Below are 13,067 nucleotides of genomic sequence, written 5' to 3'. Positions count from 1 at the left end.
ATTTTTTATGTAACAATACGCTGATATCTATATTTCAAAAAGTCTTTCCGATAGCTTTACTGGCCTGCACCGGAGATGTGTGATGATGCCGTATCACGATAGCCTGTTAACGCGAGAAGCGCAGTTTTCTGCCTTTGCTACCGGAGAGTTGCTGAATTTTTGGTTTCGGCGTGAGGAAGGGGAGTTTATCGGCGTCGATAATGTGCCGATCCGCTTTGTTCGTTTCTCTGCGCCACAGCATAAGCATATTGTGGTGGTGTTTCCGGGACGTATCGAAAGTTACGTAAAATACAGCGAAGTGGCTTACGATCTTTTCCACAACGGCTATGACGTGCTGATGATGGACCATCGCGGGCAGGGCCGTTCCGGTCGGCTGTTGGAAGATGGTCATCGTGGGCACGTATTACGCTTTAGCGATTACGTGGACGACGTCGCACTGCTGTGGCAGCAGCAAATCGAACCTTGCGCCTATACACGACGATTCGCGCTTGCCCATTCGATGGGCGGTGCTATTCTGGCCCATTTTCTGGCGCGCCAGCCAGGATCGTTTGATGCCGCGGCGCTTTGTGCGCCAATGTGCGGCATCCATTTGCCAATACCTCATTGGCTGGCGTGGCGGGTGCTTGACTGGTCAGAACGTCACCCTCCAATACGTGATTATTATGCGATTGGCACCGGGCAATGGCAGCCCTTGCCCTACATGGTCAATGTATTGACGCACAGCCGTGAACGTTACCAGCGCAGCGTCAGATTTTATGCGGATTACCCGGAATTGCGCGTTGGCGGCCCGACTTATCATTGGGTGCGTGAAGCCATGATCGCAGGTAAGCAGTTATTGGCGCGGGCTGCGGATATCACGACGCCGATATTATTATTACAGGCTCAGGAAGATCGGGTCGTGGATAATCGTAGTCAGGACGACTTTTGTCGGGCGTTGGCGCAGGCCGGCCACCCTTGCGCTGGCGGCGCGCCCCGGGTTATCGAAGGGGCCCGTCATGAAATTCTGTTTGAGAAAGATAACATGCGTGCTCAGGCGTTTGAGCTGATTCTGGCTCACTTTGCCGACTATACCCAATAGGTTTCAGGCTGCCGGCCAACGCGCCTACAGCTTGAAAGATGACGGATATATCATTAAATTTTGCGGCGAATGCCGCCAAACACCACCACAGAGGTTAGATCTCACCGTTATGTATCATGTCGTTGCTTCCGATTTAGATGGCACGCTGCTGTCACCCGACCATACCTTATCGCCGTATGCCAAAGAGACACTCAGGTTGCTGACAAAAAAGGGGATTCATTTTGTGTTTGCAACCGGACGGCATCATATGGATGTGGCGCAAATCCGCGATGGTCTGGGCATTAGCGCGTTTATGATCACCTCTAACGGCGCACGGGTACATAACACGCAGGGCGAGCTGATTTTCAGTCATAGCCTTGATCAGGACATTGCTCACGATTTGTATCATGTGATGCACGATAACCCGAATATGTTGACGCACGTATACCGCAACGATGACTGGTACATGAATCGTCGGCGGCCGGAAGAAGAGCGTTTTTTCCGGGAATCGATTTTCAGGTACAAACTGTTTGAGCCGGGCCTGCTGGAAACGGATGGCGTCAGCAAGGTATTCTTTACCTGTGATTCACACGAACAGCTGTTGCCGTTGGAAGAAGCGATCAATGCGCGCTGGGGCGATCGCGTCAATGTGAGTTTTTCAACGTTAACCTGTCTGGAAGTCATGGCGGGTGGCGTATCCAAAGGGCATGCGCTGGAGCAGGTGGCGAAACTCGTCGGTTTTTCACTGAAAGAGTGTATCGCCTTCGGGGATGGCATGAATGACTATGAAATGCTGTCGATGGCGGGTAAAGGCTGTGTCATGGAGAATGCGCACCAGCGCCTGAAAAACCTGCTGCCGGATTGTGAAGTGATTGGCACCAATGCAGAAAATGCTGTGCCGAACTATTTGCGGGAGTTGTTTCTGCGATAGCGGCGTTTCGCCATCCCTGGCGGGCGGTACGGGATGGCAAGGCTGAAACCGCCGAACGTCATGTAGTTAGCGCGGTTTTTCAAGATAATTCACCGCCTTGTCAGGGAAATCGGTAAACAGGCCGTCAACGTCCGCCTGTTTATAAAGGATATCGTAGAGCTGATCGATGTCCTTGGCATACGTGGGTAGCCTGTCTGCTCGCGCAGTAAACGGGTGAACCTGGAGTTTGTTCTGGTGCGCTTCTTTCACCATTCCGGTAAACGAAATATGCCCGGTTGTGGCGTCAGGTTTCACCAGCATGTGATAGTCCGGGCCGATACCGTCGGCGTAGGCGGCAATCTGCTTCATGGCGCCCGGTTCGAACATCCAGTCATAGTCGTAGTTTATCCACTTTCCGTCAGACTGCTTCTCATAGGTTTCATGCCAGTCGGTATAGGCAATCAACTGGATCAGATTCAGATCCATCTCCATTGCGGGCAGTAGTTCGGTCTTGATGCGTTTAAGCTCTGCGACATCAAACGACTGTAGGAATACCCGATCGCTTTTCTGAGTGTAGCCGTATTGCTTCAGTACGGTCAGCGTTTCGCGGGCAATGTCTTTACCTTCCTGATGATGGAACCACGGCGCTTTGATTTCAGGATAGATGCCAATATTTTTGCCGGTTGAGTGATTCAGACCCTGAATAAACTCAATTTCTTCCTGAAAGGTATGGACGTGAAAGTCAGATTGCCACATTGGGAAACGGGTGGGATAGCTTTGTACCTGTTTGCCGTTTTTAATGTCGAACCCTTCAGTGAATTTCAGCGACTTAATTTCTGACAGCGTGAAGTCAATGGCATAAAACCGGCCATCCTGACGCGCTCGCTGAGGAAAACGTTCTGCGACATCGGTGACGCGATCAAGATAGTGATCGTGCAGGACGACCAGTGCGTTGTCTTTGGTTAGTACCAGATCCTGCTCCAGATAATCCGCTCCCTGTGCGTAGGCCATGGCTTTGGCTGGCAGCGTATGCTCTGGTAGGTAACCGCTGGCGCCGCGGTGGGCGATAACGATTTTGCTGCTTTGTTCGGCAAGGGCGCCGAATGAGAAGGACAAGGCGATACTGGTGAGAAGTGATTTTACAACGTAGCTCATGCGGTCAAACCTCTTTCTGTTGAGAGACAGGCGGCGTCAGTAGACGCCGCCAGAGGGATGCTTACAAGACGGGATTATGCACGATTGGCTAATTCTTCTTTATGCTTTTTCTCACTGATCATCACCATCACCAGCAGCACAACGGCCAGTATGCTACCACCGATCATTACCATGAAGCCGCCGTCCCAGCCGAAGAAGTCGACGGTATAACCGACAATGGCGCTGGCCGCCACGGAGCCGCCAAGGTAACCGAACAGGCCGGTAAATCCGGCTGCGGTACCCGCGGCTTTTTTCGGCGCCAGTTCCAGTGCGTGCAGACCAATCAACATGACCGGGCCGTAAATCAGGAAACCGATGATAATCATGCAGGCCATGTCTACGTGCGGATTCCCTGCCGGGTTCATCCAGTAAACGATCGTTGCGATGGTGACCAGCACCATAAAGAACACGCCGGTCGCCCCACGGTTGCCTTTGAAGACCTTATCGGACATCCAGCCGCAGAGCAGCGTGCCGGGAATACCGGCATATTCGTAGAGGAAATACGCCCAGGACGATCTATCCAGTGCAAAATGTTTCACTTCTTTCAAATAGGTTGGCGACCAGTCAAGGATACCGTAGCGCAGCAGGTAGACGAATACGTTGGCAATGGCGATATACCACAGCAGTTTGTTGGGGAAAACGTACTGCATGAAGATTTGCTTCGCCGTCAGCTCTTCTTCTGCTTTTTCATCGTAATCAATAGGATAATCGTTTTTATACTCTTCAATCGGCGGCAGGCCGCAGGATTGTGGCGTGTCACGCATCAGAGCAAAGGCAATCAGTGCAACCAGAATGGCGGCAAACGCCGGCATGTATAACGCCGCTTTCCAATCGTTAAACCAGGCCATACCCAGCAGGAACAGCAGCGGTGGCAGACCGCCCCCGACGTTGTGCGCGCAGTTCCAGATGGAAACGATACTGCCGCGTTCTTTCTGAGACCACCAGTGAACCATGGTGCGTCCACACGGAGGCCATCCCATTCCCTGAAACCAGCCGCACAGGAACAAGAGAACGAACATTACCGCAATGCTTGACGTTGCCCAGGGGACGAAGCCCATGAACAGCATGACGGAAGCCGCCAGAATCAATCCCGCAGGCAGGAAGACGCGAGGGTTTGAACGGTCGGATACGGAACCCATGATGAATTTGGAAAAACCATAGGCAATTGAGATCCCGGATAACGCAAAGCCAAGATCCCCACGGGAAAAGCCCTGTTCGATCAGGTAAGGCATTGCCAGCGTGAAGTTTTTACGTACCAGATAGTAGGCGGCGTAGCCAAAAAATATCCCCATGAAAATCTGCCAGCGCAGGCGGCGATAGACAGGATCAATGTGATCTTCTGCCATTCTCGGCTGGTGGGCCGCAGGCCTAAAAATACTCAGCATAGATATCTCCAATGCGAAAGAAAACGACAATTTATTGTTCTATTACGAACGTAATTGTAGTGAGTAAATCGGTGGTTATTTGTGAGTCAAGGCTCAAATGTTACGTTTTTATGACAGCGTGACATTTTTTGTGTGCATGTTAACAGAACTGAGAGAGTTGAAGGCGTGATTTTAGTGAGTTAAATCACATTTACGGTCTTTCATTATCTATTAATTTTCGTTTTTTGTTCGTTTTTGCTCTTTATCAAACATTAACCTTATATTTTATGTCCCAATAGCAACATACAATGAGCGTCTGGGGCGAGAACATGATGCAGAAGAAAGGGGCATACCGGGAAACCGATGTCGTTATCATTGGCGGCGGCGCGACAGGAGCCGGCATTGCGCGAGATTGTGCATTACGTGGGTTGCGCTGTCTGTTGCTGGAGCGTCACGATATGGCTACGGGCGCCACCGGGCGTAATCACGGTTTGCTGCACAGCGGGGCGCGTTATGCCGTGACGGATGGCGAATCCGCACGCGAATGTATTGAAGAAAATACCATTCTTCGCCGTATTGCCCGCCACTGTATTGAACCCACCGATGGCCTGTTCCTGACGCTGCCGGAAGATGATCTTGCCTGGCAGAGCCAGTTTATTACGGCCTGCCAGCAGGCGGGAATCAATGCGCAGGCCATTGATCCGCAGGAAGCGCTGCGGCTGGAACCGGCGGCCAACCCAACCTTGATCGGTGCGGTGCGGGTGCCTGACGGCACCGTGGACCCTTTCCGGCTGACGACGGCCAATATGGTTGACGCCTGTGAGCACGGCGCGATCGTCCTGACATATCATGAAGTTATTGGTTTAATTCGTCAGGGCGATCGCATTACCGGCGTACGCGTTTTCGACCATAAAAATTCGACTGAAACAGAGATATACGCTCAGATTGTGGTGAATGCGGCCGGGATCTGGGGACAGCATATTGCCGAATATGCCGACCTGCGGGTGCGTATGTTTCCGGCCAAAGGCGCCTTGCTGATCTTGGGACATCGTATTAACAACATGGTCATCAACCGCTGCCGCAAGCCTGCGGACGCCGATATTCTGGTGCCGGGCGATACGATTTCCCTGATTGGCACGACCTCAACTCGCGTCGATTACGACCAAATTGACAATATGACGGTGACTCCTGATGAAGTTGACACCCTGATCCGTGAAGGCAGCATGCTGGCGCCGCAGCTGGCGACCACGCGTATCTTGCGCGCTTATGCCGGCGTGCGCCCGTTGGTTGCGAACGACAGCGACCCGAGTGGACGGAGCGTGAGCCGTGGCATTGTGCTGCTAGACCACGCCAGCCGCGATGGACTGGAAGGATTTATCACCATTACGGGCGGCAAGCTGATGACGTATCGGCTGATGGCCGAATGGGCCACGGACAAAATTTGCGAAAAGCTGGGCCACAACGTTGCCTGTTCCACTGCCCAGAGAGCGCTGCCGGGCTCCGAGCCCACCGGAGAGCGACGCCGGTCGGCTCAATCTACGACAAAGCCCACGGATGACAAACAACTGTCGGCGCCGCTGCGAGGATCGGCGATTTATCGTCACGGCGATCGCGCCGGGCGTTTGATCTCGGGGGAGCGTCTGGATAGCAGTCTGGTCTGCGAATGTGAAGCGGTCACCGCAGGTGAAGTGCGCTATGCGGTGGAATCGCTACAGGTGAATAACCTGATTGATTTACGCCGGCGTACCCGGGTAGGTATGGGAACGTGTCAGGGCGAGCTGTGCGCGTGTCGGGCCGCAGGGTTGCTATGCCGCCTGGGACAATCGACGCCGGAGCAATCCATTATCCAACTCAGCCAGTTTCTGAATGAACGCTGGAAAGGCATTCGCCCGGTGGCCTGGGGCAATACGCTGCGCGAAAGCGAATTTACCAACTGGGTATATCAGGGGCTGTGCGGCTTGACGGCCGATGACGGTCAGGAGGAACACCATGCGGTATGACGTAGTCATTATTGGCGGCGGACTGGCGGGGTTAACCTGTGGCATTCGGTTGTCTGAATTGGGAAAACGTTGTGCGATTGTCAGCGCCGGACAAAGCGCGTTGCATTTCTCTTCCGGCGCGTTGGATTTGCTCTCTTGCCTGCCAGATGGCCGCGCGGTAAGTCAGCCATTGAGTGCTTTGACCGAACTGACCCGATTGGCTCCCCAACATCCTTATTCGCGTATCGGCGCCGAACGTATCACGGCATTACTGCCTGAAGCGGAAGCGTTATTAAGCCGTTCTGATATCGCGGTGCTGGGGGATTATCGTCAGAATCATCAACGCATGACGCCTCTGGGCAAGTTTCGTCCCTGCTGGCTCAGCCCTGCCGACAGCGTCACCTGCGGATTGTCTGAAGCCCTGCATTGGGAAAGGCCGTTGATTGCCGGCATTGAAGGTTTTCTTGATTTTCAATCCCGTATTGTGGCGGGGGCATTGCAGGCTCAGGGTATTGCGGCCCGCAGTGATGATTTAAAGCTGCCGGTGCTGGATCGTTTACGTCACAACCCCAGTGAATTTCGGTCGGTGAATATCGCTCGTGTATTGGATCAGCCGGAGAATCTGCCGGCATTGATCGATGAACTGACGATGCTGGCCAACGGTAATGACGCGATCGTTATGCCTGCCTGTCTGGGGCTGGAAAATGTATCGGTGATGACGGAGCTGCGTAATGCGCTTGGCAAACCTGTGCAGCTGTTGCCGACGTTGCCGCCATCATTGTTGGGATTGCGTTTGCATCAGGCGCTATCTCGTCGTTTTCGCCAACTGGGCGGCATAGTGATGCCGGGCGACAGAGTGGAGCGTGCCGACCTGACCTCCCATGAGGCGGTGCTGTATACCCACAATCACGGGGATATCCCGCTGCGCGCGGCCCAGGTTGTATTGGCCAGCGGCAGTTTTTTCAGTAATGGCCTGGTGGCGCAATTCGACCAGATCGCTGAGCCGGTATTCGGGTTGGATGTGCGTTTTGACGCACGTCGCGAATGCTGGAGTCAACAAGATGTCTTTGCCGCCCAACCCTATATGCAATTCGGCGTGATGACGGATGAAAATCTGCGGCCCGCCATCGGCGGTAAAACCGTGGATAACCTGTATGCCATTGGCGCGGTACTGGAAGGGTTCGATCCGATTGCTCAAGGCTGCGGAGCGGGAGTATCCCTGCTCAGCGCACTGTATGTTGCCGACCAGATACTGAAGGAGGGCAACCAATGAGTTTGCTTACCGATAACAGTTTTGAAAATTGCATCAAGTGTACGGTATGTACCACCTATTGCCCGGTATCGCGGGTTAACCCTTTGTATCCGGGGCCGAAACAGGCTGGCCCGGACGGCGAGCGCCTGCGCCGTAAAGATCCCGCGCTATACGATGAAGCCTTGAAATATTGCACCAACTGTAAGCGCTGTGAAGTGGCTTGTCCTTCAGACGTTAAAATTGGCGACATCATTCAGCGGGCGAAAGCCAGCTACAGTGAACACAAGCCGACATTGCGTGATGCCATCCTGAGTCATACCGATTTTATGGGAACGATGGCGACGCCATTTGCACCGTTGGTCAATACGGCGACCAGCCTGAAACCCGTGCGTCAGTTACTGGATAAAGCACTGAAAATCGACCATCGCCGCCAGTTACCGAAATATTCTTTCGGTACGTTCCGTCGCTGGTATCGCCAGCAGGCGGAACGACAGCAGCACTATGCCGAACAGATTGCCTATTTTCATGGCTGCTATGTGAATTACAACCATCCCCAATTGGGAAAAGATCTTATTCGGGTCTTTAACGCGATGGGGATCGGCGTGCAGTTGCTGAGCAAAGAGAAATGCTGCGGTGTGCCGTTGATTGCCAATGGCTATCACGATCAGGCACGTAAGCAGGCGCGCATAAATATCAACTCTCTGGATGAGGCGATCAACGGCAAAGCGATCCCGGTGGTGGCAACCTCATCCAGCTGTACCTTTACGCTACGGGATGAGTATCCGCATCTGTTGGGTATCGATAACGGCAATGTCCGTGAAGGCATCGAACTGGTTACCCGCCGGCTCTACCGCCTGCTGGAAGAAGAAGGGCGTTCATTGCCGTTGCGTTCACTGCCGCTGCGTGTGGCCTATCATACGCCGTGCCATCTGGAACGAATGGGGTGGACGGCGTATACGCTCGCGCTGTTGCAGCGGATCCCCGGTATTGAACTGATCGTGCTGGATTCTCAGTGCTGCGGTATCGCGGGCACCTATGGTTTCAAAAAAGAAAATTACACCACGGCGCAGGGGATTGGCGCACCACTGTTCCGTCAGATAGAAGAAAGCGACGTGGATGTGGTGGTGACAGATTGCGAAACCTGTAAATGGCAAATCGAAATGTCCACCAGTAAACCCTGTGAACATCCGATTACGCTATTGGCCCGGGCGCTGGTTCAGGAGTAACTGCGCGTTGCTGATTACTGCCTTTTACACGCCATGAGCGATGTCTGTCCGGGGGATAAAAAAATACTTTACAGACGCGAATGATAATGATTATTATTGTCATGCGTTCCGGGGAAACCAACGGTTCTGTCAGTGTGATCCTTTGTATAGACGAGTTCTCTATGGATGATGTGCACATGACAACGTCGGTTTTGCTGTGAAGGCACGACATTGCTCACATTGCTTCCAGTATTTATTTAGCCAGCTCGGGTGCTGGCTTTTTTTTGTCCGCGATTTGTTCTCCCTCTGCTGAAATCCGTGTTGCCATCCTGTTCTGATTTTTTGAACAGCGCGTTAAATTTTTTACGCTATCTTATTCTTTAGCACCCGTTAGACTTTACTTATCAAAGTACGGGAGTAACTGACATGATCTATTTACGTAAAGCGCAACAGCGCGGGCACGCAAACCACGGTTGGCTGGATAGCTGGCACACATTTTCATTTGCTGATTATTACGATCGTGAATTCATGGGCTTTTCGGCGCTGCGCGTCATCAATGAAGACCGGATCGAAGGCGGACAAGGTTTTGGTACGCATCCGCACAAAGACATGGAAATCCTGACCTATATTTTGAGCGGGACGATTGAACATCAGGACAGCATGGGCAACAAAGAGCAGATTCAGGCCGGTGAGTTCCAGATCATGAGTGCCGGCACCGGCATCCGTCACTCTGAATACAATGCCAGCCGCGATGAATTGCTGCATCTGTACCAGATTTGGATCATCCCTGAAAAAGCGGGTCTGACGCCGCGTTATGACCAGAAACGTTTTGATGTTCCGCAGGGACGGCAATTGGTGCTGTCACCCGATGCCCGTGATGGCTCCCTGAAAATTTTTCAGGATATGACATTGTGGCGCTGGGCGTTGAAACCGCAGGAGCAGTCTATTTATCAGGTTCAGGCGGGACGCCGCATCTGGATTCAGGTTGTGCGCGGCAGTGTGGAAATTAATGGACACAAGGCCGAAACCAGCGATGCTTTCGCGATTTGGGACGAAGAAACGCTATCGGTTCATGCCAGCAAAGACAGCGAGATTCTGCTGTTTGATTTGCCGCCGGTGTAGATATACCTCTTGGACATAGACGTGAGCGTCAGGCCAGGTTTATTGTCCCCCATCGTCAGGATGCTTCCCCTTTTCCTGATGTCGGAAAACCGTGGCGGCGTTCACGGTTTTCTGTTTTCAGACTGCTATATTGCCTGAGCGGTATGTTTTTTCATCAAATCTATGTCTCATTATTATGTTGTGATGCTTTTATACAAAACCTAAGCATTACTGCGCTTTTCGGGTTTCCCTTATCAGGGCCAGAGGCGCAGTGGTGTTTAGGTTTTTTTATGACGGGCGTCCTGCCCGTCACCCTGCGGGCGGTCCCGCTCGTCACCCTGCGGCGTTATAGCTTCATATATGCCCGCACGCCGTCCAGAAACATCTGGGTCGAGAGCATGACCAGAATCAAGCCCATCAATTTTTCCAGCGCGCTGACGCCTTTCTCTCCCAGCAGACGTAAAAACAAATCTGACATCAACAGAATAATGAAAGAGATGGCCCAGGCGATAAACAGCGCGAGGGTCAGATATGACAGTTGATGAGGATATTGATGTGACAGCAGCATCAGCGCGGCGAGGATCGACGGGCCGGCGACCAGCGGAATTGCCATGGGGACCAGAAAAGGCTCCTCACCCGCGGGCAAACCGCTGCTGTTTCCCTCCTGGGAGGGAAATATCATGCGAATGGCTATCAGGAACAGCACAATCCCGCCTGAGATGGATACCGTTTCTGTTCGCAGGCTGAGAAACGCCAGAATTCGCTCGCCGGCAAAAAGAAAGATCAGCATCAGCCCCAGTGCGATAAGCATCTCGCGAATCAGTACGACACGCCGGCGTTTAGGGTCCAAATGCTTCAGCACCGACATAAAGATAGGCAGGTTGCCAAGGGGGTCCATTATTAGCAGTAACAGGACTGTTGCCGAGATCATTTCTGACATTGTGGTTTTTTACTCCTGAAATCCCATTTCCTGAAATGACGTGATGACGGAGGTCACGCGCATAAAGATGACGATATTAGAATGACTGCTAAAAAACGTGGCGCTATCGAATAAATTCACTTGCGACTTTATGTACATTTTGTATGGTGGAAATATATTCATAATGTGTTTACTACAATACACCCGTCTTCTTTCAAGTTGCATCGGTGTTGGTCGCCAGAATTATTTTTGTTATCCCCAAGGCAGGACAGTTACCATGAAAAATGTTGGTTTTATTGGCTGGCGCGGTATGGTCGGTTCGGTTCTCATGCAGCGCATGGTGGAAGAACGCGATTTTGATGCAATCCGCCCGGTATTCTTTTCTACTTCTCAGCACGGCGAACCGGCCCCGACGTTGGGAGGACAGCAAGGCGTATTGCAGGACGCTTACAATCTGGATGCGTTGCGCGCGCTGGATATCATCATCACCTGTCAAGGGGGTGATTATACCAATGAAGTCTATCCGAAACTGCGCGAAAGTGGCTGGCAGGGTTACTGGATTGATGCCGCGTCCTCACTGCGTATGAAAGACGACGCCATTATTATTCTGGATCCGGTTAACCACGCGGTGATTAAACAGGGTCTGGATAAAGGCATCAAAACGTTTGTCGGTGGTAACTGTACCGTCAGCCTGATGCTGATGTCGCTGGGCGGTCTGTTTGCCAACGATCTGGTTGACTGGGTATCGGTTGCGACCTATCAGGCGGCTTCCGGCGGCGGTGCGCGCCATATGCGTGAATTGCTGACGCAGATGGGCATTCTCAGTGGCGAAGTCGCCAAAGAACTGCAAGATCCGGCGTCTGCCATTCTGGATATTGAACGTAAAGTAACGGCGCTGACGCGCAGCGGCACATTACCGACCGATAACTTCGGCGTACCGTTGGCGGGCAGTCTGATTCCGTGGATCGACAAACAGCTGGATAACGGTCAGAGTCGTGAAGAATGGAAAGGTCAGGCGGAAACCAACAAGATCCTCGGCACCAGCCAGGCGATCCCGGTCGATGGCCTGTGTGTTCGCGTGGGGGCACTGCGCTGCCATAGCCAGGCGTTTACCATCAAGTTGAAAAAAGACGTGGCGCTGCCGGAAATCGAGCAATTGCTGGCCACTCACAATGACTGGGTGAAAGTGGTGCCGAACGATCGTGAGATCACGATGCGCGAACTGACGCCGGCCGCCGTCACCGGTACGCTGTCGACGCCGGTTGGCCGCCTGCGCAAGCTGAACATGGGGCCGGAATATTTGTCCGCCTTCACGGTCGGCGATCAGCTGCTGTGGGGAGCGGCTGAACCGCTGCGCCGCATGCTGCGTATTCTGCTGTAATCGTTTTTGGTCTGGCGCAATTCCCGCTCACGATTGCGCCAGCTTTCTCTTTTTCCTTGTCCTGCGCCTTTTCCTGCCCGCGATTGCTTTCTGCGTTATCACTTAATTGAGATGAAGCGTATTCATTACGCCAGCGGCCTTTTATAATGGCCTGATGGTAATGCCGTTCACTCGATTGGCATTAACCTCCCTGACGGGTTCCTCCGGTGACCATGAGCGCTGACCCACCCTATTTTCACGAGGCTATGATGCAAAGACTGACAATTTCAATGGATGATCAACTGGCGCAGGACTTTGACGAGCTGATGGCGCGTAAAGGGTATGCCAACCGTTCCGAAGCGTTTCGCGATATGCTGCGCCGGGAACTGGGTGAAATGACGCGGAAAACGGATCAAGAGGGCGAATGCGTGGCGGTGCTGAGCTACGTTTACGATCATCACGAACGTCAGCTTTCCAGCCGGCTGGCGGAAATGCAGCACGACCATCATGATCTGACGGTGTCCACCATGCATACCCATCTGAGCCATGAAGAGTGCGTCGAGACGGTTATTCTGCGTGGTACTGCCGCATTGGTTGAACGTTTTGCCGAATCCGTGATGGCGCAAACCGGCGTTCGTCACGGGCAATTGAACCTCATCCCGCTGTCACCTGTCGTTTGAACGTGAGGGGGTGAAAAAGGTTTCGCCCCATAGCCAGTTAAGCGCC

11 protein-coding genes are annotated in these 13,067 nt (G+C 52.9%); 8 read left to right on the top strand and 3 right to left on the bottom strand.

Annotated elements, in window-relative coordinates; all coding sequences use genetic code 11:
• Positions 1-82 precede the first annotated feature (82 nt).
• Both pldB and yigL read left to right on the top strand, forming a co-directional pair.
• Positions 83-1,078 carry a lysophospholipase L2 gene (pldB, locus tag B4923_RS13090; RefSeq protein WP_109054807.1) on the top strand — a complete coding sequence of 332 codons (996 nt, stop codon included), beginning with the start codon at positions 83-85 and terminating at the stop codon, positions 1,076-1,078.
• 109 nt (positions 1,079-1,187) lie between these two features.
• A complete protein-coding gene (yigL, locus tag B4923_RS13085) occupies positions 1,188-1,988 on the top strand; it encodes a sugar/pyridoxal phosphate phosphatase YigL (RefSeq protein WP_109054806.1) in 801 nt (266 codons plus the stop codon).
• A gap of 66 nt (positions 1,989-2,054) precedes the next feature.
• Here yigL and glpQ read toward each other — a convergent pair whose 3' ends face one another.
• Positions 2,055-3,122, bottom strand: coding sequence for a glycerophosphodiester phosphodiesterase (gene glpQ, locus B4923_RS13080; protein WP_109054805.1), 1,068 nt, complete (start codon positions 3,120-3,122; stop codon positions 2,055-2,057).
• A gap of 74 nt (positions 3,123-3,196) precedes the next feature.
• Positions 3,197-4,546, bottom strand: a complete 1,350-nt coding sequence (gene glpT / locus B4923_RS13075; RefSeq protein ID WP_109054804.1) for a glycerol-3-phosphate transporter — start codon at positions 4,544-4,546, stop codon at positions 3,197-3,199.
• Between the two features lie 308 nt (positions 4,547-4,854).
• On the opposite strand from glpT, the gene glpA reads away from it, so the two are divergent.
• From glpA to B4923_RS13055, 4 genes are all read left to right on the top strand, one after another.
• A complete protein-coding gene (gene glpA / locus B4923_RS13070; protein ID WP_109054803.1) occupies positions 4,855-6,525 on the top strand; it encodes an anaerobic glycerol-3-phosphate dehydrogenase subunit A in 1,671 nt (556 codons plus the stop codon).
• The gene (gene glpB / locus B4923_RS13065) at positions 6,515-7,777 is read left to right on the top strand and encodes a glycerol-3-phosphate dehydrogenase subunit GlpB (protein WP_109054802.1); all 1,263 of its coding nucleotides are present in this window, start codon (positions 6,515-6,517) and stop codon (positions 7,775-7,777) included. Before glpA ends, glpB begins: the two co-directional genes overlap by 11 nt.
• Positions 7,774-8,982 (top strand): anaerobic glycerol-3-phosphate dehydrogenase subunit GlpC, encoded by a 1,209-nt coding sequence (gene glpC, locus B4923_RS13060; protein ID WP_109054801.1) that lies wholly within the window; start codon positions 7,774-7,776, stop codon positions 8,980-8,982. Before glpB ends, glpC begins: the two co-directional genes overlap by 4 nt.
• A gap of 405 nt (positions 8,983-9,387) precedes the next feature.
• Complete coding sequence (locus B4923_RS13055) at positions 9,388-10,083, top strand: pirin family protein (protein ID WP_109054800.1); 696 nt, start codon at positions 9,388-9,390, stop codon at positions 10,081-10,083.
• A gap of 325 nt (positions 10,084-10,408) precedes the next feature.
• Here B4923_RS13055 and B4923_RS13050 read toward each other — a convergent pair whose 3' ends face one another.
• Complete coding sequence (locus B4923_RS13050; protein WP_109054799.1) at positions 10,409-11,002, bottom strand: YhgN family NAAT transporter; 594 nt, start codon at positions 11,000-11,002, stop codon at positions 10,409-10,411.
• A 256-nt stretch (positions 11,003-11,258) separates the two neighbouring features.
• On the opposite strand from B4923_RS13050, the gene asd reads away from it, so the two are divergent.
• Both asd and nikR read left to right on the top strand, forming a co-directional pair.
• Entirely contained in the window at positions 11,259-12,362 is a 1,104-nt protein-coding gene (asd, locus tag B4923_RS13040) for an aspartate-semialdehyde dehydrogenase (protein WP_109054797.1), read from the top strand.
• Positions 12,363-12,610: 248 nt separating this feature from the next.
• A complete protein-coding gene (gene nikR, locus B4923_RS13035) occupies positions 12,611-13,021 on the top strand; it encodes a nickel-responsive transcriptional regulator NikR (RefSeq protein WP_109054875.1) in 411 nt (136 codons plus the stop codon).
• Positions 13,022-13,067: the final 46 nt, after the last annotated feature.

It is taken from the genome of Brenneria roseae subsp. americana (assembly GCF_003115815.1).
Lineage (GTDB): Bacteria > Pseudomonadota > Gammaproteobacteria > Enterobacterales > Enterobacteriaceae > Brenneria > Brenneria roseae.
The sequence above is the reverse complement of the archived record's forward strand: the minus strand, read 5'-3'. Positions and strand labels throughout refer to the sequence as shown.